The sequence below is a fragment of the Streptomyces sp. NPDC001634 genome (assembly GCF_040298185.1).
Taxonomy (GTDB): domain Bacteria; phylum Actinomycetota; class Actinomycetes; order Streptomycetales; family Streptomycetaceae; genus Streptomyces.
Genome location: NZ_JBEOZU010000018.1, coordinates 109,507 through 135,457 on the forward strand (window position 1 = coordinate 109,507; position 25,951 = coordinate 135,457).

At 69.3% G+C, this 25,951-nt stretch carries 20 protein-coding genes and 3 pseudogenes; 11 read left to right on the plus strand and 12 right to left on the minus strand.

Annotation, left to right across the window (positions count from 1 at the left end):
• Positions 1-351: 351 nt before the first annotated feature.
• Positions 352-1,554, plus strand: coding sequence for a mannosyltransferase family protein (locus ABT186_RS14560; protein WP_351223019.1), 1,203 nt, complete (start codon positions 352-354; stop codon positions 1,552-1,554).
• Positions 1,555-1,563: 9 nt separating this feature from the next.
• On the opposite strand, the gene ABT186_RS14565 is transcribed toward ABT186_RS14560, so the two are convergent.
• Together ABT186_RS14565 and clpB are read right to left on the minus strand one after the other, a co-directional pair.
• Positions 1,564-2,094 (minus strand): YbjN domain-containing protein, encoded by a 531-nt coding sequence (locus ABT186_RS14565; RefSeq protein ID WP_351223017.1) that lies wholly within the window; start codon positions 2,092-2,094, stop codon positions 1,564-1,566.
• Positions 2,095-2,444: 350 nt separating this feature from the next.
• Positions 2,445-5,042 carry an ATP-dependent chaperone ClpB gene (clpB, locus tag ABT186_RS14570; protein ID WP_351223015.1) on the minus strand — a complete coding sequence of 866 codons (2,598 nt, stop codon included), beginning with the start codon at positions 5,040-5,042 and terminating at the stop codon, positions 2,445-2,447.
• Between the two features lie 130 nt (positions 5,043-5,172).
• Here clpB and ABT186_RS14575 point away from each other — a divergent pair, with 130 nt between their 5' ends.
• Complete coding sequence (locus ABT186_RS14575) at positions 5,173-5,586, plus strand: pyridoxamine 5'-phosphate oxidase family protein (protein ID WP_351925252.1); 414 nt, start codon at positions 5,173-5,175, stop codon at positions 5,584-5,586.
• A gap of 180 nt (positions 5,587-5,766) precedes the next feature.
• On the opposite strand, the gene ABT186_RS14580 is transcribed toward ABT186_RS14575, so the two are convergent.
• Positions 5,767-6,102: a hypothetical protein gene (locus ABT186_RS14580; protein ID WP_351234353.1), complete on the minus strand. Its 336-nt coding sequence runs from the start codon at positions 6,100-6,102 to the stop codon at positions 5,767-5,769.
• A gap of 279 nt (positions 6,103-6,381) precedes the next feature.
• Here ABT186_RS14580 and ABT186_RS14585 point away from each other — a divergent pair, with 279 nt between their 5' ends.
• Both ABT186_RS14585 and ABT186_RS14590 read left to right on the plus strand, forming a co-directional pair.
• Positions 6,382-7,419, plus strand: coding sequence for a helix-turn-helix transcriptional regulator (locus ABT186_RS14585; RefSeq protein WP_351234351.1), 1,038 nt, complete (start codon positions 6,382-6,384; stop codon positions 7,417-7,419).
• A 23-nt stretch (positions 7,420-7,442) separates the two neighbouring features.
• A pseudogene (locus tag ABT186_RS14590) lies at positions 7,443-8,404 on the plus strand (helix-turn-helix transcriptional regulator); the annotation flags it as partial.
• Here ABT186_RS14590 and ABT186_RS14595 read toward each other — a convergent pair.
• Entirely contained in the window at positions 8,364-9,401 is a 1,038-nt protein-coding gene (locus tag ABT186_RS14595) for a helix-turn-helix transcriptional regulator (protein WP_351234349.1), read from the minus strand. The pseudogene ABT186_RS14590 and the gene ABT186_RS14595 sit on opposite strands and share 41 nt — an antisense overlap.
• 320 nt (positions 9,402-9,721) lie before the next feature.
• On the opposite strand from ABT186_RS14595, the gene ABT186_RS14600 reads away from it, so the two are divergent.
• The 3 genes from ABT186_RS14600 to ABT186_RS14610 are packed head-to-tail and all read left to right on the plus strand — an operon-like array spanning position 9,722 to position 13,042.
• A complete protein-coding gene (locus ABT186_RS14600; protein WP_351234348.1) occupies positions 9,722-11,263 on the plus strand; it encodes a circularly permuted type 2 ATP-grasp protein in 1,542 nt (513 codons plus the stop codon).
• Entirely contained in the window at positions 11,260-12,192 is a 933-nt protein-coding gene (locus ABT186_RS14605; protein ID WP_351234346.1) for an alpha-E domain-containing protein, read from the plus strand. Before ABT186_RS14600 ends, ABT186_RS14605 begins: the two co-directional genes overlap by 4 nt.
• 7 nt (positions 12,193-12,199) lie before the next feature.
• The gene (locus ABT186_RS14610; protein WP_351234344.1) at positions 12,200-13,042 is read left to right on the plus strand and encodes a transglutaminase family protein; all 843 of its coding nucleotides are present in this window, start codon (positions 12,200-12,202) and stop codon (positions 13,040-13,042) included.
• A gap of 62 nt (positions 13,043-13,104) precedes the next feature.
• Here ABT186_RS14610 and ABT186_RS14615 read toward each other — a convergent pair whose 3' ends face one another.
• From ABT186_RS14615 to ABT186_RS14640, 6 genes are all read right to left on the minus strand, one after another.
• Positions 13,105-14,241 (minus strand): sugar ABC transporter substrate-binding protein, encoded by a 1,137-nt coding sequence (locus ABT186_RS14615; RefSeq protein ID WP_351925254.1) that lies wholly within the window; start codon positions 14,239-14,241, stop codon positions 13,105-13,107.
• A gap of 407 nt (positions 14,242-14,648) precedes the next feature.
• Positions 14,649-15,101, minus strand: coding sequence for a heat shock protein transcriptional repressor HspR (locus tag ABT186_RS14620; RefSeq protein ID WP_351234340.1), 453 nt, complete (start codon positions 15,099-15,101; stop codon positions 14,649-14,651).
• A 4-nt stretch (positions 15,102-15,105) separates the two neighbouring features.
• Positions 15,106-16,278 (minus strand): molecular chaperone DnaJ, encoded by a 1,173-nt coding sequence (dnaJ, locus tag ABT186_RS14625; RefSeq protein ID WP_351234338.1) that lies wholly within the window; start codon positions 16,276-16,278, stop codon positions 15,106-15,108.
• Between the two features lie 39 nt (positions 16,279-16,317).
• Positions 16,318-16,977: a nucleotide exchange factor GrpE gene (gene grpE / locus ABT186_RS14630; RefSeq protein WP_351234336.1), complete on the minus strand. Its 660-nt coding sequence runs from the start codon at positions 16,975-16,977 to the stop codon at positions 16,318-16,320.
• Positions 16,974-18,821, minus strand: coding sequence for a molecular chaperone DnaK (dnaK, locus tag ABT186_RS14635; protein WP_351234334.1), 1,848 nt, complete (start codon positions 18,819-18,821; stop codon positions 16,974-16,976). The genes grpE and dnaK overlap by 4 nt, the downstream gene beginning before the upstream one ends.
• Before the next feature lie 93 nt (positions 18,822-18,914).
• Positions 18,915-19,994 carry an MraY family glycosyltransferase gene (locus tag ABT186_RS14640; protein ID WP_351925256.1) on the minus strand — a complete coding sequence of 360 codons (1,080 nt, stop codon included), beginning with the start codon at positions 19,992-19,994 and terminating at the stop codon, positions 18,915-18,917.
• A 215-nt stretch (positions 19,995-20,209) separates the two neighbouring features.
• Here ABT186_RS14640 and ABT186_RS14645 point away from each other — a divergent pair, with 215 nt between their 5' ends.
• Positions 20,210-22,492 (plus strand): (Fe-S)-binding protein, encoded by a 2,283-nt coding sequence (locus ABT186_RS14645; protein ID WP_351234330.1) that lies wholly within the window; start codon positions 20,210-20,212, stop codon positions 22,490-22,492.
• Between the two features lie 183 nt (positions 22,493-22,675).
• On the opposite strand, the gene ABT186_RS14650 is transcribed toward ABT186_RS14645, so the two are convergent.
• The gene (locus tag ABT186_RS14650) at positions 22,676-23,005 is read right to left on the minus strand and encodes an antibiotic biosynthesis monooxygenase family protein (protein WP_351925258.1); all 330 of its coding nucleotides are present in this window, start codon (positions 23,003-23,005) and stop codon (positions 22,676-22,678) included.
• Between ABT186_RS14650 and ABT186_RS14655 the strand changes: the two genes are divergently transcribed.
• Positions 23,006-24,688: a recombinase family protein gene (locus ABT186_RS14655; RefSeq protein ID WP_351925260.1), complete on the plus strand. Its 1,683-nt coding sequence runs from the start codon at positions 23,006-23,008 to the stop codon at positions 24,686-24,688.
• Positions 24,689-24,884: 196 nt separating this feature from the next.
• Positions 24,885-25,256, plus strand: a complete 372-nt coding sequence (locus ABT186_RS14660; RefSeq protein WP_351925262.1) for a hypothetical protein — start codon at positions 24,885-24,887, stop codon at positions 25,254-25,256.
• Between the two features lie 2 nt (positions 25,257-25,258).
• Here the strand turns inward: ABT186_RS14660 and ABT186_RS14665 are convergent.
• Positions 25,259-25,678, minus strand: a pseudogene (locus ABT186_RS14665) (transposase family protein); the annotation flags it as partial.
• Positions 25,679-25,686: 8 nt separating this feature from the next.
• On the opposite strand from ABT186_RS14665, the pseudogene ABT186_RS14670 reads away from it, so the two are divergent.
• Positions 25,687-25,951, plus strand: a pseudogene (locus ABT186_RS14670) (hypothetical protein); the annotation flags it as partial.

The window sequence follows — 25,951 nt, forward strand, 5'->3', positions numbered from 1 at the left end:
GCCTGGCGGACGCCCGAACGGACGTGCCGACGGGCGTCGGACGTACGCGGGACAACCGCCAGGCAGCTGCCCGCCGCGTCGTCGCCGACCGCGACCGCCAGGGGTATCAGGCGGTCGCCCGGCGCGGGGGACGACGGCCGCCCCACAGACGCCCGGACGGGTCGCCCGACGGACGCCCGAACGGACGCACACACGCACCCCGAACGAACGCACGGACGGCCCCCGAACGGCCGTAGGCGCCCCCGTCCCATGGGCCCGCGGGGCGACCAGCGGCGCGTCTGGGCGTGGGAATTCGCACCCGCACGGCCGCGCAAGTTCGCAAATCGGTCGTGATCGACGCATGGTGCGGGTGTGACCCACGCCAGTACCATCCCGGCCCCTGCCGTCAAGGGCCCGGGAAGCAGCGAACGTGTCCGTCCGGCCGGGGGCGGGTGGCGGCTGCCGACCACGGCCGTCGCCGCCCTCGGGCTCTTCGTCGCCACCCGTGTGTGCGGCGGCCTCTTACTCGCCGCCGTCGCCCGGTCCTCGGGAAAGCAGCCCCTGCTTCTGCTCGGGCGCTCCTGGGACTCCGTCTGGTACCTGCGGATCGCCGCCCACGGCTACGGCCGCATCGAGTACAACCGGACCGGCGTCCACAACGATCTGGCGTTCTTCCCGCTGTACCCGGGGCTGATCCACGGCCTCACCCGGCTCACCCGGCTCGACGGTGTCGTGGCCGGACTGCTGGTGTCGTGGACGGCCGCCGCGGTCGCCGCCTACGGGATCTACCTCATCGGCGCCCACCTGCACGGCCGCGCCGTCGCCACCGTCCTCGTGCTCCTGTGGGGCCTGCTCCCGCACTCCGTCGTGCTGTCGATGGCGTACACGGAACCCGTGCTGACCGCGTTCGCCGCCTGGTCGCTGTACGCGGTCCTCACCCGGCGCTGGCTGTGGGCGGGCGTGCTGGCGGCGCTCGCGGGTCTGTCCCGGCCCAACGGCGTCGCCGTGGCCACGGCGGTCCTGGCCGCGGCGGCGCAGGAGGTGTGGCGGACGCGCGGGCGCGGAGTTTCCCACAGGCTGTGGACGGGCGCGGCGCTCGCACCGCTCGGCTGGGCCGGCTACGTGCTGTGGGTGGGCCATCGCCGGGGTGATCCGCTCGGCGGCTATTTCACGGTGCAGCGGCTGTGGGGCTCGCGCTTCGACTTCGGACAGGGCGCGCTGCGGTTCACCGAGCACATGCTGCTGCACGGCACCCGGCTGCTCTTCCCGATGGCGCTGGTGATCACCGGGGTGAGCACGGTGCTCTTCGCGTTGCTGCTCGCGGACCGCGCCCCGCTGCCGCTGGTCGTCTACAGCGGGGTCCTGCTGCTGATCACGCTCGGCGGCTCCGGGTTCTTCGAGTCCAAGCCGCGCTTTCTGCTGCCCGCGTTCCCGCTGCTGATCGTGGTGGCGCGGGCACTGGTGCGAACAGCGAGAGCCCGGCCCTGGCACGCCGCCGTGGTGGCGGGTGCCCTGGCCGGGCTCTCCTTGAGCTATGGGGCCTATCTGGTGGTACTGGCCCGGTCGCCGCTGTAGCGGACGGGCCTACTCCTCGTCGTCCTCGGGCTTCTCCACGTCGTCGACGTCCTCCGCAAGACCGAGCTGCTCGACCAGCCACCGGTCGAACTCGATGGCGGCCCGCACCCAGCTGACGGTCGACGAGACGAAGTGCTCCAGGCTGACGCCCGTACCGATCAGCATCTGCGCCTCACCGATGAGGCGGACGGTGCCGTCGTCGTGCGTGTGGCTGTACACCTTGGGCCACAGGGTGCGCCGGTTCCAGTCGTCGATGGACTCCAGCAGCTGCGGCTTCTCGTCGATCTTGTGCGGCCGGTCGTAGAACGTCCGCACCGAGAAGACCTGCTGGTCACCCTCGCCGCGGAACATGAAGTACGTACGGAACTGCTCCCACGGCGCGACGAGGTCTCCCTCTTCGTCGACGAGGTGCTTGAGCTCCATCTGGTCCAGGAGCTGCTTCACGAGGTCCTGATCAGGAACCACGGGGCCCGCCGGTCCTTGCGGCTGTGGCTCGGGCTGGCCCCCGAAGTTCGGAATCGAGGACGGGTCGATGCTCACCGTGTTTTTCCCTTCGTACGGATTCCGCCATCCTCCCTCATCCGGGGAGGGGGGTGGCAACCCCCGACGGGTCGTGTCAGCCCTCGGCTGACTCGATCCGGTCATCCCGGCGGCCGTACCCGGTCACCTGGGCGGGCGTACTCCACCGAGTACCCCCACGGCCCTGGGCCCAGTACCGTCCGAAGGACCGGACCGGGAAAACCTCCGCCCCTTCCTGGTCGCCGGGAAAACCTCCGCCCCTCCCCGGTGCCAGGGAAAGCCCCGGCCCCCTTCCCCGGTCACCGGAAAAGGGGGCCGTACGCACGGCCGTACGCACCTGCCGGGCTCAAGCCGTCCGGCACCTGCGTTGCCTACAGCGTCTTGCCCGTCGCCGGGCCCACGAGCAGTCCGTCGCCGAACCTGTCCACCCGGACCGTGTCGCCGTCCTTGACCTCCCCGGCCAGGATCTCCCTGGCGAGGCGGTCGCCGATGGCGGTCTGGACGAGGCGGCGCAGCGGGCGCGCGCCGTACGCCGGGTCGTTGCCCTCGTCCGCGAGCCAGGCCAGGGCCTCGGGCGTGACGTCCAGGGCCAGGCGCCGTTCGGCCAGCCGCTTGGCGAGGCGGTCGATCTGGAGCTGCGCGATCCGCTGGAGTTCGTCCTTCTGCAGTGCCGAGAAGACGACCAGGTCGTCGAGCCGGTTGAGGAACTCCGGCTTGAAGGACGCCCGTACGACCTCCAGCACCTGCTCCTTCTTCTCCGCCTCGCCGAGGATCGGGTCCACCAGGAACTGGCTGCCCAGGTTCGAGGTGAGGATCAGGATGGTGTTGCGGAAGTCGACCGTACGGCCCTGTCCGTCCGTCAGCCGGCCGTCGTCCAGCACCTGCAGAAGGATGTCGAAGACCTCGGGGTGGGCCTTCTCGACCTCGTCCAGCAGTACGACGCTGTACGGGCGGCGGCGTACGGCCTCGGTGAGCTGGCCGCCCTCCTCGTAGCCGACGTACCCGGGCGGGGCGCCGACCAGCCGGGCGACGCTGTGCTTCTCGCTGTACTCCGACATGTCGATGCGGACCATCGCCCGCTCGTCATCGAAGAGGAAGTCGGCGAGCGCCTTGGCCAGCTCGGTCTTTCCGACGCCGGTGGGGCCGAGGAAGAGGAACGAGCCGGTCGGGCGGTCCGGGTCGGCGATACCGGCCCGGCTGCGGCGGACGGCGTCCGACACCGCGCGCACGGCCTCGCTCTGGCCGATGAGCCGCTTGCCGATCTCGTCCTCCATACGCAGCAGCTTCTGCGTCTCGCCCTCCAGGAGGCGTCCGGCGGGGATTCCGGTCCAGGAGGCAACGACGTCGGCGATGTCGTCGGAGCCGACCTCGTCCTTCACCATCGTGCCCTTGGCGGCCTCCTCCTCCGCCTCTGAGGCGGCCTCCAGCTCCTTCTCCACGCCCGGGATCTCGCCGTACAGCAGCTTGGACGCGGTGTCGAAGTCGCCGTCGCGCTGCGCCCGTTCGGCCTGGCCGCGCAGGTCGTCGAGCTTCTCCTTCAGCTCACCGACGCGGTTGAGGGACTGCTTCTCCTTCTCCCAGCGGGCGGTCAGGCCCCGCAGCTCCTCCTCCTTGTCGGCGAGGTCGCGGCGCAGCTTCTCCAGGCGCTCGCGCGAGGCGGCGTCGGTCTCCTTGTCGAGCGCCAGCTCCTCCATGCGCAGCCGGTCCACGACGCGCTGGAGCTCGTCGATCTCGACCGGGGACGAGTCGATCTCCATACGCAGCCGGGAGGCCGACTCGTCGACCAGGTCGATGGCCTTGTCGGGCAGGAAGCGGGAGGTGATGTACCGGTCGGACAGGGTGGCGGCGGCGACCAGCGCGCTGTCCGCGATCTGCACCTTGTGATGGGCCTCGTACCGGCCCTTGAGCCCGCGCAGGATCGCGATGGTGTCCTCGACGGTCGGCTCGGCGACCAGCACCTGCTGGAAGCGCCGCTCCAGCGCCGGGTCCTTCTCGATCCGCTCGCGGTACTCGTCGAGCGTGGTGGCGCCGACCATGCGCAGCTCACCGCGGGCCAGCATCGGCTTCAGCATGTTGCCCGCGTCCATGGCGGAGTCGCCGCCCGCACCCGCGCCCACGACGGTGTGCAGCTCGTCGATGAAGGTGATGATCTGCCCGTCGGAGTCCTTGATCTCGGCGAGGACGGTCTTCAGGCGTTCCTCGAACTCACCCCGGTACTTGGCGCCCGCGACCATGGCGCCCAGGTCCAGCGCGACCAGCCGCTTGTTCTTGAGGGACTCGGGCACGTCGCCCTTCACGATCCGCTGGGCGAGCCCCTCCACGACGGCGGTCTTGCCGACGCCGGGCTCACCGATGAGGACCGGGTTGTTCTTGGTACGGCGGGACAGCACCTGGACGACGCGGCGGATCTCCTGGTCCCGGCCGATGACCGGGTCGAGCTTGCCGTCGCGGGCAGCAGCGGTGAAGTCGGTGCCGAACTTCTCGAGCGCCTTGTACTGGCCCTCCGGATCCGGGGTCGTCACCCGGCGTCCTCCCCTGTTCTTCTGGAACGCGTCGAGGAGCTTTTTGGCGTCCGCCCCCTGCTGGGAGAGTACGTCGCCGGCGGCGCCCCCCTTCGCGGCGATGCCGATGAGCAGATGCTCGGTGGAGAGGTACTCGTCGCCGAGATCCTTGGCGCGCTTGCCCGCGTCGGCGATCACGGCGAGCAGCTCGCGGTTGGGCTGGGGCGGCGCGACGGTCGACCCGGTCACGCTGGGCAGACCGGCGAGCACCCGCTCGGCGCCGGCACGCACGGAGGCCTGGTCGGCGTCCACGGCGGCCAGCAGGTCGATGATGTTCTCGTTGTCCTGCCCCTCGAGCAGCGCGAGGAGCAGGTGGGCGGGGGTGAGGTCCGGGTGCCCCTGAGACACGGCCCTGTTGCTCGCCGCGTTGATCGCGTCCCGACTCCTGTTTGTCAGCTCGGCGTCCACGTTCGCGTTCTCCTCCTTGCGTCCCGCGCTCAGCTGAAGTCCTTCACTCTGACTAGAGCAACCTGCACAAAGTTGAGTCTATTCCACTCAAGGCAGTGGAGGGGAGAGAGAACGGCTAAGTTCCGGAGCCATGACCACGTACTCCGTAGACCCGGGCGCGCCCGACGCCTCATACCTCAGGTTCTGGCGGGAGAAGCACCTGTGCACGCTGACCACCCTCCGCCCGGACGGCAGCCCGCACGTCGTTCCGGTCGGAGTGACGTACGACCCCGAGGCGCGCCTCGCTCGGGTGATCACCAACAAGGCGAGCGCGAAGGTGGGGCATGTGACGGCCGCGGGGGCGGACGGGGCGCCGGTCGCGGTCTGCCAGGTGGACGGACGGCGGTGGGCGACGCTGGAGGGCCGGGCCTCGGTCTCGACGGATCCGGAGCGGATCGCGGAGGCGGAGCGGCGCTATGCCGAGCGCTACGGGCGGGCGCCGGGGCCGAACCCGTCACGGGTGGTGATCGAGATAGCCCTCACCCGGGCGCTGGGGCGCGGCTGACCCCGACCGCCGAGGGGTTCGCCGTGGACTGCCGGGACCCTAGTGATTTCAGCCACCGTCCATACCGGCCGATATCCGGAGATGTCCCGGAAAACTGCAGCGGCGTCACCGTGTTCAGGTCACGGTGACGCCGCTGCGGGGGGAAGCACCTGCGCGATGTGTTGCGACGGGGGAATCGCGTCAGGCACTGCGGGGGGTGGCTGAGATAGTCCTCACTGCCGGGCTCTCCGGCTCGGCCAGCTGGTGGTCACGCTGGTCCAGGTTCACAAAGATCATTCCGTACCGTATGGCGCACCTCACGGGCTGCGGCGCCCCCCGAGGCCGCCGCAGAAGCCGGTAGGCCCGCACGTCCTCTTCCTCGTCCCGGGTCACCACGACGGGCTCCCCGAACACGGTCACCATCAACGAATCACCGCTGTGGGGGATGGCGGTGACCAGGTCGATGAAGTGCCAGCCGGAGCGGTAGGCGGTGGCCATTTCCCGCCGGAACGAGCGGTCGTCGGGAGGAATGGTCACGTCAGCTCCCGGTACCGTCCGGCGTGGCCACGGATACCGTGGACACGGCTACCGCCGGCCATCTGCTGTCCGCCCGATCGTCGCCCTTCGCACCGGTGAGGCCACTCAGCACGCCGAGGGCCACAACGGCGGAGAAGGTGGCGACAAGTATCGATCGAAGCGCTCTCTTACTCATAGTCGGCTTCGTCCTCACTTGAAGGTCCCCTCTTCCCCCGTCGAATACGACGATGGCTCATTCGGGCACGTCATGGCCACACAATCGGTGCATCATGTTCCTGCATGTTCAGGACCCTGGGGGGTGGAGATTTGACAACGAATCGGACCAATGCGACACATCCCCATGCGGTGACCGAACTGTGTGAGGAAGGTGGCCGACTTTATGCCAATGCGCTGCGGGCGGGACGTATCGCACGCGCGGAGGTGGAGCCGGCTCCCTGCCTGATGGAATTCGCCCTGCTCCACCCCGATCCCGACGACCCGGAGTGGCTTCGGCCCACCCCTCCGGCGGTCGCCCTCGCCCAGCGGCTCAACCCCATAGAGCGGGAGATAGCCGAGCACCGGCGGCGGTCGATCGAACTGTCCCATGCATTCGAGCCATACATGGCCCTCAGCGCCCAGACGACGGCGGCCACGCACTCCATCTCGGTGCTGGAGGGCAGCGACCGCATCAACGCCGCGCTCGACCTGGCCACGGCCCAGTGCCGGACCGAGATGCTCACGGTCCAGCCGAGCAACCGCTTCTCCGAACGCACCTTCATCCAGGGGCTGGAGCGCGACCGCCCGCTGATCGAACGTGGTGTGCGGATCCGGACGCTCTATCAGCACACGGCCCGCTACAACCCCGAGAAGCTGTCCTACGTGGAGCGGTTCATCGACGGCAAGGTCGAGTACCGCACCATCGACGAACTGGTGGAGCGTCTCATCATCTGCGACGAGACCGTCGCCTTCATCCCCACCCGCGACGACCAGCAAGTCGCGCTGGAACTGCGCCACCCGGGACTCATCCGCTACTTGATCAAGGTCTTCGAGTTCATGTGGAACCGTGCGGTCCCGCTCAGCGTGGGCGCCCCGTACGAGACCGCCCCCGACGGTCTCACGGACATCCAGCACTCGATCGCCAAACTCCTCGTCGAGGGCCATGTCGACGAGGCCATCGCCCGCCGGCTGGGCATGAACGTGCGCACCTGCCGCGCCCACATAGCCAAGCTGGCCACGGCCCTCGGCAGCGGCAGCCGCGCCCAACTCGGCTACCTCATAGCGCAGTCGGGCATCCTGAGCCAGGATCATATGGTTCCGGGGCAAGATCATCCCCAGTGACGGGGCATCCTGCGACACCTGATGACGCCGAATCGGCCCCCTGTCCGGTCGACTTCGGTCTGCTGCACCCGGCCGTCACGGACACAAGCAGGCCGGAGCCCGTCGCCCCGGCCGTCGCCCTTCAGCGGCTACTGCAGACCTCGGCGGAACGTATCGCGTCGAGCGCAGGCGCGAGGAGAGGCCGGCCGGGACCTTCGAGACGCTCATGCGGATCGACGGCCGGCTCACGGGAGCCGCGGACACCCCCGCGATCACCGTGCTCAGCGGCCTCGACGGCATCAACCTCGCCCTCGCCCGGGCCATGACCACGGCCTCCGGCGAACTCCTCGCCATCCAGCCCCACACCAGCCACACCCGTCCGGCGCCCGAGATCCACGCCGTGGCCCTGTCGCGCGACCAGGCACTGCTCGACCGCGGCGGCCGCATCCGCACCCTCTGCCGGCACACACTGCGGCACGCACGCGCCCATGGTGCTTGCCCGTTACGAACGGCTCAGCGGCGACGCGGAGGCCCGCATCCTGGACGAGGTCACGGAGCGGCTCCTCACAGTGGACCGCGCGTCGCTTTCATCCCCGCGAGCCGGGACCGCAGGCTCGCCCTGGAAGTCCGCCGCCCGGCCCTCGTCGGCTCCTTCGTGACGGTCTTCGACCGCCTGTGGCGGCTCGCCGCACCCATGTCCCCGAGGCCGGCCCTCGCCCCTCCTCCGACGGCATCACACCACGCCGGCGTGCCATCGCGGACCTGCTCGTCGAGGGCCACACCGACACCGTCATCGCCGACCGGCTCGGCATGAACGTCACGGCCCGAGTCCTCCCCCAAGTTCTCGACTTCTCCCCCCATTCTCGGCTTCGCTCGACCGGGGGACCCCCATGAGCAGGGAGGTACCCCCACCGCCAAGCTCGCGGCCACCCTGGGCAGCGGGAGCAGGGCGCAACTCGGTCACCTCATAGGCCGGTCGGGGATTCTGGAACACCAGGAGCGGTGACCCGGAGAAGTTCCGGCGCGCGCAGGGGACCGTCCAGGCCCGCCTGAGCGATGCGGACGCCGAGCTGGGCACGGCTCGCCGCGCCCAGGGTCTCCGAGAGGCGGGCGATGTGCGCGCGGCACGTACGGACGCTGATACCGAGGCGTTCGGCGACCACCGCGTCCTGGTGACCCTCGGCGAGCAGCGCCGCGATGGAGCGCTCCCGGTGGGTGATGCCGTCGATGCCCGTCTCCGGGAGCGGGGAGGTGAGCGGGACCGCCAGGCGCCACAGGCGCTCGAAGACCGTCACCAGATACTCGATCACCGCCGGATGGCGCAGCTCCAGCGCGATCGTGCGGTCCGGGTTCGCCGGGATGAAGGCGACCGAGCGGTCGAAGACGATCAGGCGCTCGGGCACCTCGTCCAGGGTGCGCGCCTGAGCCGCGTCCCCCATCATCTCCATGTAGTTGTGCAGGCCCTGGCCGTGCCGGGCCACGTGCGTGTACAGGTCGCGCATGCGGACGCCCCGGCGGCGCATCTCCATCGCCCGGTGCAGTCCCTCGGAGAGTTCGTCCTCCCGGCGGATACCACCCGGCTGCACCGTCAGCACCTCGGACGTGCACCGCTCCGTCGCCTCGTCCATGGCGGCGCGGATCCGCGACAGCCCGTCCAGGACGCGGATCGCCGCGCCCTCCGCCGGGCCGCGCTCACAGCCGCCGAGCCCGGCGTACCACTCGACCGCGGCCACCGCCGTACCGACCCGCGCCTGGCTCGCGCTGACCTCCTCGTGCACTCCGCGCAGCAGCCGGGTCATGACCTCCTGCGGGGCGGTCGGCACCAGCCAGTCCATGTCGTCGGGGTCCGGGTGCAGCAGTGCCAGCTCCAGCAGGCAGGGCACCGGCTCGGCATCGGCGCGGGGCACCCGGCCCCGGCGTACGGCCCGGGAGTACACGCGGTTCCCGGCCTCGCAGAGCCGGTCAGCGCCGTGCGGATGCGCATCCGTCCCGTGCCCGGCCATCTTCCACCCCTGGCTCCAGCGTCCTGCGCGATACAGCTCACCAGCGACGTCCCTCACGCGCGCCGGGACCCTCACTCGTTTGCGCCGCGCCCCGCACGCCTTCGCAGCGCAACTATGCGCGGACCCGCCCGCCTCCGCAACACGGCTCCGCCGCCCCAACGCCCCGCATTCACCGGGAACATCCCGGATTCTTCCCACCTCCGGAAGTTCCGTTGCAGCAAGTTGACGGAGGTGGCGCCCGCACCCCGGCCCACGATCGTGTGCGCAACCGGAAATCACCGAGTGATCGGGGTGTTACGTGCCGCACTTAACGTCAGGCCATGGCGGACATATTTGACGCGTACGCGTTGGCCGACGCGTGGGACGAGATGTTTGAGCGGCCGGGTGAAGTCAGGACCGCCTATGAACCGGTACTGGCCGCACTGCAGCCGATCGAGCCGGGTGAACTGCGGTTCAGGGCCGACCAGATGGCCCGTGCCTTCACCGACCGCGGAGTGACGTACGCCTTCGCGGGCGAGGAGCGACCCTGGCCGCTGGACCTGGTGCCGAGGATCCTGGACGCCCTGGAGTGGGACCTGATCCGGCGCGGAGTCGCCCAGCGGGTACGGGCGTTGGAGGCCTACCTGGCGGACGCCTACGGGCCCTGCCGCGCCTTCGAGGACGGGGTGGTGCCCTGGCGGCTGCTGCTCAACTCCCCCCATTTCCACCGGGCGGCGCACGGGGTGGAGCCACCGGGCGGGGTGCGCATCCACGTCGCCGGCATCGACCTGGTGCGCGACGAGCAGGGCGATTTCAGGGTGCTGGAGGACAACGTACGGGTGCCGTCCGGGGTGTCGTACGTCATCGAGAACCGGCGCGCGATGACCCGTGTCTTCCCCTCGCTCTTCGCGGAGCAGCACGTCGTGCCCGTGGACGGCTACCCGCAGAAACTGCTGGCCGCGCTGCGGGCGGCGGCACCCGACGGGGTGGGCGACCCGCGGGTGGTCGTACTCACCCCCGGGCCCAACAACGCGGCCTACTTCGAACACGCCCTGCTGGCCCGGCTGATGGGTGTGCAACTGGTCGAAGGGCACGATCTGGTCTGCCGCGGCAATCGGGTGTGGATGCGGACAACCCGGGGCGAAATGCCGGTCCATGTCGTATACCGACGGCTCGACGACGACTTCCTCGATCCGCTGCACTTCCGGCCCGACTCCGTGATCGGCTGCCCGGGCATCATGAGCGCGGCGACGGCCGGAAACGTCACCCTCGCGAACGCCGTCGGCAACGGCATCGCGGACGACAAGCTGCTCTATACCTACGTACCCGATCTGATCCGGTACTACCTCGGCGAGGAACCGATTCTGCCGAATGTGGAGTCGTACCGTCCGGACGAGCCGGGCCAGTTGGAGGCGGTGCTCGACCAGATCGACCAGCTCGTCATCAAACCGGTCGACGGGGCCGGCGGCCAGGGCATCGTCATCGGACCCAAGGCCGACGCCGGAACGCTGGAGCGCACCCGCAGGGCCGTCGCTGCCGATCCGCGCGGCTGGATCGCGCAGCGGCCCGTGGCCCTGTCCACCTCACCCACCCTGGCGGGCGAGCGCATGGCGCCGCGCCATATCGATCTGCGCCCGTTCGCCGTGAACGACGGCACAGACGTCTGGGTACTGCCCGGCGGCCTCACCCGTGTCGCGCTCCAGGAGGGCAACCTCATCGTCAACTCCAGCCAGGGCGGCGGCTCCAAGGACACCTGGGTGCTCGCGGAGGGCCCGGCCCAGCCGCCCACCGTCGTGGCCGACGTCCCCCCGCCCGAGAAGGCACCGCGACAGCTCGGACCCGACGGCACCCCCGCCGTCGTACAGGAAGGAGCACAGCAGTGAACGATGTGATCCTCTCCCGGATAGCCGAGGCCCTCACCTGGACGGGCCGCTACGTCGAGCGGGCGGACGCGACGGGCCGCATTCTCGACGCGTATCTGCACCGCCTGCTCGAGGACCCCTGGCGCGACGAGGACGCGGCCTGCCGGTCGCTGTACGCGATCCTGGGCGTGGACGCCGGTGACCGGCCGGTGGACATGCAGCAGGTGCTGGAGCAGCTGGCCTTCGACGCGCGCTCGACGGGCTCGATCGAGGGCGCGCTCGGCGCGGCACGCCTGAACGCCCGCAGTGCACGGGAAGCCGTCTCGTCCGAGATGTGGGAGTGCCTGAACTCCACCTGGCACGCGCTCGCCGACCAGCGGACGGCCGCGCGCCGCACGGGCCCGTACGCATACCTGGAGCTGGTGCGCCGCCGCGCGGCCCTGTTCTTCGGCCTGGCCGACTCCACGATGAGCCGGGACGACAGCTGGCGGTTCGTGGTGCTCGGCCGGAGCCTGGAGCGGGTGGACATGACGGTCCGGCTGCTGGCCGTACGGGTCCTCGACGCCGCCCATGCCCCGGACTGGCCGACGCTGCTGAGCGCGAGCGGCGCGGACGAGGCGTACGCGCGGACGTACAGCGGCTTCGGCGACACCCCGCGCGTCGCTGAATTCCTGCTCCTGGACCGAGCGTTCCCGCGTTCGGTGCTGCACGCGCTGACGACGGCCGAGGAGTGCCTGGAGGCACTGGGCCGGCCCCGCCAGGACCCCGCGCGCCGCCCGATCGGCCGGATGCGCACCCGCCTCGAATACCTGGACTCGCTCGCCCTGGAGGACGGGCTGCCGATGCTGCTGCGGGACCTGCAACAGGCGTGCATGGCCTCCGCGGACGCCGTGGCGGAGAAGTTCTTCCCGTACCAGGGGCCCGTCGAGTGGGCCCAGGAAGGAGCGTGAGGCAGCCGTGGCACGCCGACTCCGCATCAAGCACACGACGCGCGTCTCGTACGCACAGCCCGCGGCCTCGTCGCACAACGAGGTCCGTATGACGCCCCTGACCCTGCCCGGCCAGACGACGCTGGACGCCCGCGTCCTGGTCAACCCGTCGACCCCGACGTGGTCGTACTGGGACTACTGGGGCACCCAGGTGACGGGCTTCGACCTGATGGAACCCCACGACCACCTGACGATCACGGCCTCCAGCCTGGTGGAGACGGTGCCCACGGACGGGCCATCGGTGCCGCCCACCTGGCCGGAGCTGCGCGAGGCGACGGCGAACTCGCGTCTCCTGGAGTACGCGACGCCGACCCCCCGCACGGCGATCCCACAGGAACTCCTCGACCACGCCCGTGAGACGGCAGCGGGCCTGGATCCGCACGAGACGGCCACAGCGGTGTCGGCGCTGGTCGCGGACAGGGTGTCGTACGTCCCCGGCGCGACCGGCGTCAACACGAGCGCGGCGCAGGCGTGGGAGCAGGGCGCCGGAGTCTGCCAGGACATCACCCACCTCACGTCGGCGATGCTGCGCGGCCTCGGCCTGCCGACCCGCTATGTCTCCGGCTACCTCCACCCGGAACGCGAGGCCGAGCTCCACCGCCCGGTGGCCGGCCAGAGCCATGCATGGATCGAGTACTGGGCCGGCGACTGGACGGGCTATGACCCCACGAACCGCACCCGCGCCGACGGGTCACACGTGGTGGTGGGGCGCGGTCGCGACTACGACGACGTCACCCCGCACAAGGGGGTGTACCGAGGCGTGGCCGGGGGCCCGCCCGAGGTGACGGTGGAGTTCACGCGGGTGGCGTGAAACCCTCCCCGTACTGAGCGAACGGGCGGGCGGGCATCCGGTGCCCGCCCGGGCCCCACCCGCTACTTCAGGCCGATCGCCGCGCAGGCCGCCTTGTACTTCGCGGTGCAGATGTCCTTGACGGTGTAGATCTCGTCCGTGATCACCGTGTCCTTGATGTTGTCCTTGGTGAGGGCGACCACCGGCACCAGCATCGACGGGATCTTCGTCTCCGTCGGGCTGTCGACCTTGTCGCGGGTGAGCGCGTCGAACTCGATGGAGCGGCCCTGGACCTTGGCCACCGCCATCTCCGCGGCGTTGTTCGCCTCCTGCGGGTACGACTTGTACACGCTCATGTACTGCTCGCCCGCGACGATCCGCTGCACCGCGTCCAGAGCCGCGTCCTGTCCGGTCACCGGCGGGACGGTGTTGATGCCCGCCTCCTTCATCGCGTCGATGACGGCACCGGCCATGCCGTCGTTCGCGGAGTAGACCGCCGCGATGTTGTTCAGCCCGATGGCCCGGATCGCCTCGGCCATGTTCGCCTTGGCGTTCTCCGGCTTCCAGTCCTTGGTGTCGTACGTCTTGACGATGTTGACCTTGCCGTTGAGCTCGCTCAGCGCGCCCTTCTTGAACTGCGCAGCGTTCGGGTCGGTCGGCGAGCCGTTCATCATGACGATCTTGCTGGTCGAGGCCTTGGTGCCGAGCGCCTCGACGAGCGCGCGGCCCTGCACCTGGCCGACCAGTTCGTTGTCGAAGGAGATGTAGGCGTCGATCGGGCCCTGCGCGAGCCGGTCGTAGGCGATGACCGGGATACCGGCGTCCTTGGCCTTCTTCACGCCCGGCGCGATGGCCTTGGAGTCCACCGCGTCCACCAGGAGCACATCCACCTTGTCGGCGATCATCTGGTCGAGCTGCGCGCTCTGCTTGGCCGCGTCCGCGTCGGCGTTGGCGTAGACCACCTTGCCCTTGTTGCTGGTGAGGGACAGCACCTGCTTCCTGATGATGGGGTAGTCGAACTTGTCGTACCGAGGGTTCTCCTTCTCGGGCAGAAGGAGCCCCACCGTGATGTCGTTGCCCTTCTTCGGGGTCGCGGAGCTGCTGCTCCCGCCGACTCCGTCGATGACGCCGCACGCGGCGAGCGAGACGGCCGACACGGAAGCGGCCAGGGCTATGGCCGTACGACGCACAGCGGTCCTACGGGTGGTACGAGCAATCACATCAGGTGCCTTCCGGGCGGGGGAGCAGCATTGCGACCCAGGTGGCTGAAAGCCAACGCGGCGACGGTATGCAGCGTCAAGGACTACGGGTTAACGAGATGGCAACAGCATCTCTGTAGAAGTCAAGTGAAGACCAAGAGAGTCTGGTGCGGGGGAGTTTCCCAAACCTTCGTTCGATGAAGATTCCGCCCGTCGCCTGCACCCTTCCGGCGACCGACGGTCAGTCAACTCCATTGGCACACGGGAGTGTTCATCCGGTCACTCGGAGTGATCAAGGTCACACGCCTCCGCGTCCGTCACGCACTCGCTTGAGGAGGTGGACCGGCCGACGGCCTGAGCGGACCCTGAGCCACAGCGCAAGGGGCCCGGAGATCTCCCGACCTCCGGGCCCCTCCAGCCAGTAGCTGTCAGTCCGACGTCTGCTGCCGCTTGGGCCGCCACACCACCAGCGCGCTGGTCTGCTGGACCTCCTGGTACGGCACCAGGTCGCGGCGGTACGAGGCGTGCACCGCCGCCTCGCGCTGGCGCATCGCCACCGCCGCGCCGTCCAGCGCGTCCTGAAGCTCCGCGACACGGGACTGGAGCGCGGCGACCTGGTTCTCCAGTTCGATGATGCGCTTGATGCCGGCCAGGTTGATGCCTTCGTCCTGCGACAACTGCTGCACCTGGCGGAGCAGTTCGATGTCGCGGGCCGAGTAGCGCCGCCCCCGGCCCGCGGTGCGGTCCGGGGACACGAGCCCCAGGCGGTCGTACTGGCGCAGCGTCTGCGGGTGCAGACCGGAGAGCTGGGCCGCCACCGAGATGACGTAGACCGGGGTCTCCTCGGTCAGTTCGTACGGGTTGCGTCGACGGCCGTCCATCTCGTCATGCTCCCTTCGCGGCCTGGAACAGCTCCGCCCGCGGGTCCTCGCCCGCCGTTGCCTCGCGATACGCCTCCAGCGCGTCACGAGCCTTCCCCGACAGGTCCGTGGGGACACTCACCTCGACGGTGACCAGCAGGTCGCCGCGGGTGCCGTCCTTGCGGACCGCACCCTTGCCCCGGGCGCGCATCGTGCGCCCGTTGGGCGTGCCCGGGGGCAGCTTCAGCGTCACCGGGGGACCGCCGAGGGTGGGCACCCGGATGTCGGCGCCGAGCGTCGCCTCCGCGAACGTCACCGGCACGGTCACCGTCAGGTTGTCGTCCTTGCGGCCGAAGACGGGGTGCGGATCCACGTGTACGACGACGTACAGGTCGCCGGCCGGGCCGCCCCGCTCGCCCGGTGTGCCCTTGCCGCGCAGCCGGATGCGCTGCCCGTCGGACACCCCGGCCGGGATGCGGACCTGCATCGTCCGCGACGACTTCGCCCGTCCGCTGCCCTTGCAGACCTCGCACGGGTTCTCCGCGATCAGACCGCGGCCCTTGCAGTCCGGGCAGGGGTCCGTGAGGGAGAAGCCTCCCCCGGAGCCCCGGGCCACCTGGCCGGTGCCGACGCAGGTCGGGCACACGCGCGGCGTGCCGTTCTTGTCGCCGGTGCCCGAACAGGCCTTGCAGGGCGCCTGCGAGGACATGCGCAGCGGTACGGTCGCGCCGTCCACCGCTTCGGTGAAGCTCAGCGTGACCTCGGACTCGATGTCCTGGCCGCGCCGCGGCTGCGTACGCGTGCCCGCGCCGCCGCCGCGGTTGAACAGGCCCCCGAAGACGTCACCGAGACCACCGCCGAAACCCCCTCCGGCGCCGCCGCTCTGGCTACCGCCGAAGAGGTCCCCCAGGTCGAAGTTGAAGGAGCCGCCCGCCCCGGGTCCGGGACGGAAGCCGCCGTTGCCGAAGAGGGCGCGGGCCTCGTCGTACTCCTTGCGCTTCTTGGGGTCGCCGAGGACGTCGTTCGCCTCGGAGATCTCCTTGAAACGCTCCTCCGCCTTGGCGTTGCCCTTGTTGGCGTCCGGGTGGAACTCGCGGGCAAGCTTCCGGTACGCCTTCTTGATCTCGGCCTCGGTGGCGTCCTTGGGGACGCCGAGGACCTTGTAGAAGTCCTTCTCGATGAAGTCCTTGGTGCTCATCCCCGACGCCCCTCCTTCCCTACGCCTCGTTGGTGTACGTCAGCCCTCGTCCGGGCCACCGCTCTCCTTGTCGTCGCCCGCCTCGGCCGTCTCCTCGGCCTTGACCGTGTGCGCCCCCGGCTGCGGTTCGGCCACGGCCACCCGCGCGGGGCGGATGGTGCGCTCGCCGATCCGATACCCGGGCTGCAGAATCGCCACGCACGTCGTCTCCGTGACGTCCGGCGCGTACGAGTGCATCAGGGCCTCGTGGATCGTCGGGTCGAAGGGCTCGCCCTCCTTGCCGAACTGCTGCAGACCCATCTTCGCCGCGACGGTCTCCAGCGACTCGGCGACGGACTTGAAGCCGCCGACGAGTTCGCCGTGGTCCCGCGCGCGGCCGATGTCGTCGAGCACGGGCAGGAGCTCGGTCAGGAGGTTCGCGATGGCGATCTCCTTGACCGTGATCCGGTCGCGTTCGACGCGGCGACGGTAGTTCTGGTATTCGGCCTGGAGACGCTGGAGGTCCATCGTGCGCTCGTTCAGAGCCGTGCGCACCTGGTCCAACTGCGCCGTCAGACCGGCGGTCTGTGCGTTTGCGTCCCCCGCCGGGGCCGCCGCCTCCTTCGCAGAGGAGGAGGCGGCCTGCGGCTCGGCGTCATCAGGGGTGGCGCCGGAGGGGACGTCGGGCTTCTCCTCGAAGCCCGGGGTCTCCTCCGTCACGCGGCACCGTCCTTACGGTCCTCGTCGACGATCTCGGCGTCGACGACGTCGTCGTCGGCCTTCGCCTGGCCGGCACCGGCGTCACCGGCACCGCCCGCGGCCTGCGCGGCCTGGGCGTCGGCGTACATGGCCTGGCCGAGCTTCTGCGAGACGGCCGCGACCTTCTCCGTGGCGGTACGGATCTCCGCCGTGTCCTCGCCCTTCAGCTTCTCCTTGAGCTCCTCGACGGCGGTCTCGACCTCGGTCTTGATCTCGCCCGGGACCTTGTCCTCGTTGTCCTTGAGGAACTTCTCGGTCTGGTAGACGAGCTGCTCGCCCTGGTTGCGGGTCTCGGCGGCCTCGCGGCGGCGGTGGTCCTCCTCCGCGTACTGCTCGGCCTCCTGGCGCATCCGGTCGACCTCGTCCTTCGGGAGCGAAGAGCCGCCGGTGACGGTCATCTTCTGCTCCTTGCCCGTGCCGAGGTCCTTCGCCGTGACGTGCATGATGCCGTTGGCGTCGATGTCGAAGGACACCTCGATCTGCGGGACACCGCGCGGGGCCGGCGGCAGACCGGTCAGCTCGAACATGCCGAGCTTCTTGTTGTACGCCGCGATCTCACGCTCGCCCTGGTAGACCTGGATCTGCACGGACGGCTGGTTGTCCTCGGCCGTGGTGAAGATCTCGGACCGCTTGGTCGGGATCGTGGTGTTGCGCTCGATGAGCTTGGTCATGATGCCGCCCTTGGTCTCGATACCGAGGGACAGCGGGGTCACGTCGAGGAGCAGGACGTCCTTGACCTCACCCTTGAGGACACCGGCCTGGAGCGAGGCGCCGATGGCGACGACCTCGTCCGGGTTCACGCCCTTGTTGGCCTCCTTGCCGCCGGTCAGCTCCTTGACGAGCTCGGCGACGGCGGGCATACGGGTCGAGCCACCCACGAGGACGACGTGGTCGATCTCGCCGATGGAGATGCCGGCGTCCTTGATGACGTTGTGGAACGGCGTCTTGCAGCGCTCCAGGAGGTCGGCCGTCAGCTGCTGGAACTGAGCCCGGGTGAGCTTCTCGTCCAGGTGCAGCGGGCCCTCGGCGGACGCGGTGATGTAGGGCAGGTTGATCGAGGTCTCGGTGGACGAGGACAGCTCGATCTTGGCCTTCTCGGCGGCCTCACGGAGGCGCTGGAGGGCCATCTTGTCCTTGCCGAGGTCCACGCCGTGGCCGGCGGCGAACTGCTTGACCAGGTAGTCGACGATGCGCTGGTCCCAGTCGTCACCACCGAGGTGGTTGTCACCGTTGGTGGCCTTCACCTCGACGACGCCGTCACCGATCTCCAGGAGGGACACGTCGAAGGTGCCGCCACCGAGGTCGAAGACGAGGATGGTCTGGTCGTCCTTGTCGAGGCCGTAGGCGAGGGCGGCCGCGGTGGGCTCGTTGACGATGCGCAGGACGTTGAGGCCCGCGATCTCACCGGCCTCCTTGGTGGCCTGCCGCTCGGAGTCGTTGAAGTAGGCGGGGACGGTGATGACCGCGTCGGTCACCTTCTCACCCAGGTACGCCTCGGCGTCCCGCTTCAGCTTCTGCAGGATGAACGCGGAGATCTGCTGCGGGTTGAAGTCCTTCCCGTCCAGCTGGATCTTCCAGTCGGTGCCCATGTGACGCTTGACGGAGCGGATGGTCCGGTCCACGTTGGTGACCGCCTGGCGCTTCGCCACCTCACCGACCAGCACCTCGCCGTTCTTGGCGAAGGCGACGACGGACGGCGTGGTCCTGGCGCCCTCGGCGTTGGTGATGACGGTGGGCTCGCCGCCCTCCAGAACGCTGACGACGGAGTTAGTCGTGCCCAGGTCGATGCCGACCGCACGTGCCATTGTGATTCCTCCAGCTGACTTGAGTGGAACGGACTCAAGTGTGCACGACCCTCACCGCTGGGTCAACAGAGCTGAGTCGCCTCGACTCAAGTCTTATCCGCTCCTTACACGCAAGCGGCTGCTGACCTGCGACGATTCGGCGCGTCGGGGAGGTCGTACGGAGATATCAGGTTGACGAGGGGCTCCGTACACCGGGACACGGAGGAGGGCGAGCACGGCCACCAGGGCCCCTGCGGCCACCCACAGCACCGCAGTCCCGCCGATCCACCCGGCGTGCACGAGCACCCCGACGAGCACCCCCGAGAAGGCCCCGGCACCCAGGACGACGGTCACGCCCTGCGGGGTGAGCCCGAGCCGCCGCAGCCGGTGCGCGAGGTGGTCGGGGCCGCCGCGCCCCCGCGACCGCCCGGCCGGCCGCCGGGGGAGGGCGACGAGGAGGGCGAGGACGGCGTCGGCGCTCGCGACGGCGGTGAGCGCGAACAGCACGCCCACGCTGGACACCGCGTCGTACCCGCTCCGGGTGAGCACGGCGGCCGAAGCGAGCACGAAGCCGGTGAAGAGGGAACCGCAGGCCCCCAGGCCGATCCGCGCGGGTCGCGGCCAGCCGTGCAGAAGGAACCCGGTGAGGGCGGCAGCGAGCACGCTCAGCAGCACCACGAGCCCGTCCATCACCTCGACGGCCGCGCACACACCCACTCCGAACGCGGTGATCACGCCCACGGTTCCCGCCGGCCCGTCCGCGCGGTCGAGCCCCTTGAACGCAAGGGCGACGAAGACGATCCAGCCCACCGCCGCGAGCCCGGCGGCCGGCCCGATGTCGTCGTACGGCACCACACAGGCCGCGGCCACGGCCGTACCGGCGGCCAGGAACCGCGTCCTCAGCCGCCATACGTCGGCGACCAGTCCGAGCGCGGCGACGGCCGCCGAGGCGATGAGCAACTGGCCGACGGACCCGAGCGGGGCGTTCCCCGTCCGGTCGCCCACCACGGCGACGGCCCCGGTGGAAAGGACGACGGCCACTCCCCCGAGCAACGGCACCGGCCGCGCCCGCCGGTCCGGGCCGGCCGACCCTTGTCGGACGAGCCCGGCCCTCAGTGCGGCCGCCCTGAGCAGCGCCGCGAGCACGGAGGCGAGGAGGAGGGCGCTGACGGCGGCGGCGATCCCGTAGAACACGGCCCTAAGCTAAAGCCGAATGTCATGATTTGCGATGAATGACAGCTATGCCACGCCGTGCCGCGGCACGGTCGAGCAGGCTCACCTCAGCGACGCAGATCACCGCACGGCTGGCTACAGTGCAGCGAAAGATAGGGGTAGTCTCAGACGGACTGCATAAGTTACCGCTTAGTAATTAACTTCGAAACACCGCCTCGCAGGCCCGAGGAGCCCCCATGCAACTCGCCGCGATCATCGTGTCGCTGGTTCTGACCGTGGTCGGCGTTGCGCTGCTGGCACGCGCCGTCGGTCAGTTCGTCCGGTATTTCAAACTCGGCCAGCCGGTCCCCGCCGGCAGCCGGACCGACAACCCCTACCAGCGCAGTGTGACGCTGGTGAGGGAGTTCCTCGGCCACACACGGATGAACCGGTGGGGCATCGTGGGCGTCGCGCACTGGTTCGTGGCCGTCGGCTTCCTCACCCTGCCGCCGACCCTCGCCCAGGCGTTCGGCCAGCTCTTCCAGGCGGACTGGACGCTGCCGGTCATCGGTGACTTCCTGCCGTTCGAGATGTACACCGAGTTCATCGGTGTGATGACGGTCCTCGGCATCGTCGTCCTGATGACCATCCGGCTGCTGAGTCTGCCCTCGCGGCCCGGCCGCAAGTCCCGGTTCGCGGGCTCCAAGTCCGGTCAGGCGTACTTCGTCGAGTACGTCATCCTCACCATCGGTCTTGCCATCTACACCCTGCGCGGCCTCGAGGGCGCCCTGCACCACGTGGAGCACTACGAGGCCGGGTACTTCGCCTCGTACCCGCTGGTCCTCGCCTTCAAGGGCCTCGGCCTGAGCACGCTGCAGAACCTGGTCTACCTGGTCGCGATGATCAAGATCAGCGTCTCCTTCATCTGGATGATCGTGGTCTCGCTCAACACCAACATGGGTGTGGCCTGGCACCGCTTCCTCGCCTTCCCGAACATCTGGTTCAAGCGCAACGCCACCGGTGAGACGGCGCTGGGCGCGCTGCAGCCGATGACCTCGGGCGGCAAGCCGATCAACTTCGAGGACCCGGGCGAGGACGACGTCTTCGGCGTCTCCCAGGTCGAGCAGTTCTCCTGGAAGGGCCTGCTGGACTTCTCCACCTGCACCGAGTGCGGCCGCTGCCAGTCCCAGTGCCCGGCCTGGAACACCGGCAAGCCGCTCTCCCCGAAGCTGCTGATCATGTCGCTGCGCGACCACGCGCACGCCAAGGCCCCGTACCTGCTGGCCGGCGGCGGCAAGACCATGGAGGGCGAGGAGAAGGCCTCCGAGGAGCAGCTTGCCTCGGTGCCTGCGGCAGCGCTGGCCGAGGCCGAGCGCCCGCTGATCGGCACCGTCGAGGAGAACGGCGTCATCGACCCGGACGTCCTGTGGTCCTGCACCACCTGCGGCGCCTGCGTCGAGCAGTGCCCGGTCGACATCGAGCACGTCGACCACATCGTCGACATGCGCCGCTACCAGGTCATGATCGAGTCCAGCTTCCCCTCCGAGGCGGGCACGATGCTCAAGAACCTGGAGAAGAAGGGCAACCCCTGGGGCCTGGCCAAGAAGCAGCGCCTGGAGTGGACCAAGGAAGTCGACTTCGAGGTCCCGGTCGTCGGCCAGGACATCGAGGACCTCACCGAGGTCGAGTACCTGTACTGGGTCGGCTGCGCCGGCGCCCTGGAGGACCGCGCCAAGAAGACCACCAAGGCCTTCGCCGAGCTGCTGCACATCGCGGGCGTCAAGTTCGCGATCATGGGCGGCGACGAGAAGTGCACCGGTGACTCCGCCCGCCGTCTGGGCAACGAGCCCCTCTTCCAGGAGCTCGGCATGGAGAACGTCATGGCACTGAACATGGCGTTCGGCGAGGAGCTGGACGACGACGGCAAGGTCACGCCCGAGTCGAAGAAGCCGAAGTCGGCGAAGAAGATCGTCGCCACCTGCCCGCACTGCCTCAACACGATCGGCAACGAGTACCCGCAGCTCGGCGGCGACTACGAGGTCATCCACCACACCCAGCTGCTGCAGCACCTGGTCGACGAGGGCAAGCTGATCCCGGTCACCCCGGTCGAGGGCATCATCACCTACCACGACCCGTGCTACCTGGGCCGCCACAACAAGATCTACACGCCCCCGCGCGAGATCATCGCCAGCGTCCCGGGCCTGCGCAACGAGGAGATGCACCGCCACAAGGAGCGCGGCTTCTGCTGCGGCGCCGGTGGTGCCCGGATGTGGATGGAGGAGCGGATCGGCAAGCGCATCAACAACGAGCGCGTCGACGAGGCCCTCTCCCTGAACCCGGACATCGTCTCCACCGCCTGTCCGTTCTGCCTGGTCATGCTGACCGACTCGGTCAACGGCAAGAAGAACGATGGCAAGGCCAAGGAGTCCATCCAGGTGGTGGACGTCGCCCAGCTGCTCCTCGACTCCGTGAAGACGCCGGTCGACCCGGCGGGCCAGGCGGAGACGGAGAGCGAGCCGGAGCCGGAGCCGGTGAAGTAACCGGCCGGATCACCCGGATCACCCGGATCACTACGAGCGACGCCCCTGCGCCCTTTCCGGGCGCGGGGGCGTCGTTGTGTCGTTGTGTCGTTGTTCCGCGCGCGGGGCAGCGTGGTGTGCCGGGCGCGGGGCAGCGTGGTGTGCCGGGCGCGGGGCAGCGTGGTGTGCCGGGCGCGCGGCGGCCTATTCGCTCTTGGGCCCTGCCTGCTGCACCACGTCGAAGGACCAGAGGGTGGAGCCGGAGGCCGCAGGCCTGGGCCGCTCCCCGCCTTCGCCGGCGCCCTGGTGGGCCGCCTTCATCGGGCCCTCGAGCCAGGCCTGGAACGACTCTTCGTCACGCCACCGCGTGTAGACCAGGTAGTTGTCCGTGCCTTCGACCGGGCGAAGGAGTTCGAACCACTCGAAGCCGTCGGAGCTCTCGACCGCATGGGCCCGGGAGGCGAACCGCTTCTCCAGGGTTTCCCGCTGCTCGGCAGGGACGGTCAGGACATTGATTTTTACTACGCTAGGCACATGACACCTCTCGTCAAACGGGGCCCCGACTGGACCCCTAATCTGGACCATGTGCGCGCAGTGTCCTACATCCGACAGTCAAGGAAGCGTGAGGACGACTCCGCGTCGTCCCCCGAAGCACAGCGGACCAAGTGCGAGGCGCTGATCACGGCCAAAGGCTGGGACAACGCGGGCCACTTCGCCGACGTCGGTAAATCCGGCTGGGACCCGAAGGTCGTCCGGCCGGAGTTCGAGGAGATGATGTCCGCCGTTCGCGCCGGGCACGTAGACGCAGTGGTCGTGTTCTCGCTGTCCCGCCTCACTCGGCAGGGTGCCCTTGAGGCCATGCTGATCAATGAGGAGTTGGCCAAACACGGCGTGCTGCTCGTCAGCGTGGAAGAGCCCTACCTGGACACGTCCACCCCCATGGGCGTCGCGATCTTCGGCCTTATCGCCGCGCTGGCCCAGCAAGAGTCCGACATGAAGTCGGCGTACATCACGGCGACTAAAGAGACCCTGCGCGCTGCTGGCTCCCACGTGTCCGGCATGGCTCCATACGGCTTCCAGTCGAGCCGGGAGCCGCGCGGGGACCTGGTGGTGGTCAAGCTGGTCCCGGACCCGGCAGAGGCACCGCACGTGCGCCAAATGGTCGAGTGGGCGTTGTCCGGCGTAGCCGCATCTGCCATTGCCCGCAGGCTGAACACAGACGGCGTGCCGACCAAAGCGGCGGACATGGCAGCGCGCGTGACCGCCCGGCGGGACAGGGGCATAAGCAAGCCGCTGGAGCGTACTGCGTGGGTGTCCTCGACCGTGCTGCGCATCCTGCGTGACCCTCGCCTTGCTGGCTATGCCGCTGAACGCCAGGACACCAAGCGAGTCATTTTGCGCGACGATTCCGGCGCCCCCTTGGTAGCACATGAGGGCATCGTTCCCGCTGACGACTGGTGGCGCCTTCAGGACGTTCTAGACGGCCGTACGCCGCAGGTTGTGAGGCAGGCTGGCCGGTCTGTGCCGTCGCTGCTCGGCGGGGCAGGGATGCTGTTCTGTGGGGTGTGCGGATCGTCCATGGTGACCGACCGACGCAACGGCAAGCAGCTCTACCGGTGCAACCGGGCCCAGTCCGGCGCTGTGCCGGGACATGGTGGCCTGGCCATCAGTATGGAAGCCGCCGACGACGTGGTCGCCCGCACCGTGTGGTCGCGCCTGAGTGCGCTGGACCCCGAGGACCGTGAAGACCTGGAATGGCTTGGTGAGGCAGCGCGTCGATTTGCCGCCCAGGCAGACACGGGCGAGCGGCAGGCCGAACTAGCCGCCGCGCGGGCTGAGTTGGAGCACGTACGGGAAGCCCTCCGCACGCTGTATGCCGACCGGCAGGCAGGGCTGTACGCCGGGGCGACCGGCACGGCCATGTTCGCTCAATCCGTCGAGCGGCTGACTGCCCATGAGGCTCGCGTGAGTGAGCGCGTGGCTGAGCTGGGGCGGGATGAGAGCGGCACCGTGGTCATCCCCTCGGAGTGGACGGCCCCGGAAGGCGACCCCATCGGGCCGGAGTCGACGTGGGGCAGTTGGGACCTGGAGCAGCGACGTAGCTTCCTGGCTTTCTTCCTCGACCGCATCACCATCGCTAAGTCCATCGGCCGTGGCCGGCACGCGAACACGGAGGATCGGGTGACTGTGCATTGGGCAGAGGCGCCAGCCAAGTAGGCGCCTGAGCACCCCCTGAGCCCCGTTTGGTCGATCCCTAGCGGGATTTGGTCGAGCGGGGTTCTTTCATGCCTCAGACGGCCGTACAGCGTGTAGGTGTTCAACTCGCTCCTGCCCCATGTAGTCACTGAGCCCATTCCAACTTCGGGCGACAGCCGATCGGCGCTGTGTCGCGGACATCTGGTAGACCCTGGCTATGACGTTCTTGGCGGTGGTCGAGGGTGATGTGGGCGGATGGCGCATTGATCGGGATGCGCTGACAGACGCGATCCGTGCCCGGTGGTCTGGGGTCGAGATCGACTCGATGCACCGCAGCGAAGTACGCAGCCTCACACGGAAGTTCGAGACCGAGAACGGCCCAGGTGAGGCGTATCTGCACGAGGACGGTACCTGCCTGTACATGGATGTCTGGGAGGAGGACGCGATCTGGTTGGCGATCGTCTTTCGCAGGCTGACGCCCGTGGACCTTGACGTGGTGTTCTGTGATGAGGGTTACACCTTCGACGTTCGTCTGCGGGCGGAAATGACAGAGGCCGAATTGACGGACCTGGTGACTGCTGCGGGTTGATCTCAGTCCGCGGCGGCGAGCTGGAGGACCAGCACGGCTTGGACGAGGCTCGTGATCCGGGTCGTCGAGCAGCGGAGTTTGCGGAGGAGGCGCCAGGATTTGACGGTGGCGACGGCCCGCTCGACCAGTGCGCGGATCTTTGCGTGGGACCCGTTGACGGCCTGCTGGCCGGCGGAGAGGCTGTCCCATCGGCCGCGGTAAGGGAGACGGACCGTGCCGCCTGCGCCCTGGTAGCCCTTGTCTGCCCAGCAGGTGATGCCGGCCTCGGCGAGTGCCTCGATGAGGCCGTGCTCGCGCGCAGCACGGACGTCGTGGACGGCGCCGGCCAAGGCAGGTGAGGCCCACATCAGGCGCCCCTGCGGATCGGCTATGACCTGCACGTTCATGCCGTGCTTCTTGTGTTTGCCCGAGTAGAAGGGCTCTGGCTGCGGTGCTCGGTCCGGGTGCCCCCCAGGTCGTCCCGGCGCTGGCGCTGCCCGCCACGGCGGCGGTGCGCGCGGCCGCACTGGCCGGCACCGCACCAGCCGTCATCAGCGAACTGGCCGTCGAGGACGATCTGGCCACAGGCCGGCTCGTGACGGTGCGGACCGGAGCTCGACCTGCGCAGGACTCTGCGCGTCATCTGGGACGGCGCCTCTACTCCGCCGAGCGGTGTGGCACGGGACCTGATCGCTCACATCACCCGCCGCGATCAA

What these genes read in the sequence shown, in the direction of transcription:
- ABT186_RS14575 (WP_351925252.1), top strand. Translation starts at nt 5,173, where the DNA reads ATGACCACGTACTCCGTAGACCCGGGCGCGCCCGACGCCTCATACCTC.
- ABT186_RS14585 (WP_351234351.1), top strand. Translation starts at nt 6,382, where the DNA reads ATGTTCAGGACCCTGGGGGGTGGAGATTTGACAACGAATCGGACCAAT.
- ABT186_RS14595 (WP_351234349.1), bottom strand. Translation starts at nt 9,401, where the DNA reads ATGGCCGGGCACGGGACGGATGCGCATCCGCACGGCGCTGACCGGCTC.
- ABT186_RS14600 (WP_351234348.1), top strand. Translation starts at nt 9,722, where the DNA reads ATGGCGGACATATTTGACGCGTACGCGTTGGCCGACGCGTGGGACGAG.
- ABT186_RS14620 (WP_351234340.1), bottom strand. Translation starts at nt 15,101, where the DNA reads ATGGACGGCCGTCGACGCAACCCGTACGAACTGACCGAGGAGACCCCG.
- dnaJ (WP_351234338.1), bottom strand. Translation starts at nt 16,278, where the DNA reads ATGAGCACCAAGGACTTCATCGAGAAGGACTTCTACAAGGTCCTCGGC.
- dnaK (WP_351234334.1), bottom strand. Translation starts at nt 18,821, where the DNA reads ATGGCACGTGCGGTCGGCATCGACCTGGGCACGACTAACTCCGTCGTC.
- ABT186_RS14645 (WP_351234330.1), top strand. Translation starts at nt 20,210, where the DNA reads ATGCAACTCGCCGCGATCATCGTGTCGCTGGTTCTGACCGTGGTCGGC.
- ABT186_RS14655 (WP_351925260.1), top strand. Translation starts at nt 23,006, where the DNA reads ATGACACCTCTCGTCAAACGGGGCCCCGACTGGACCCCTAATCTGGAC.
- ABT186_RS14660 (WP_351925262.1), top strand. Translation starts at nt 24,885, where the DNA reads ATGACGTTCTTGGCGGTGGTCGAGGGTGATGTGGGCGGATGGCGCATT.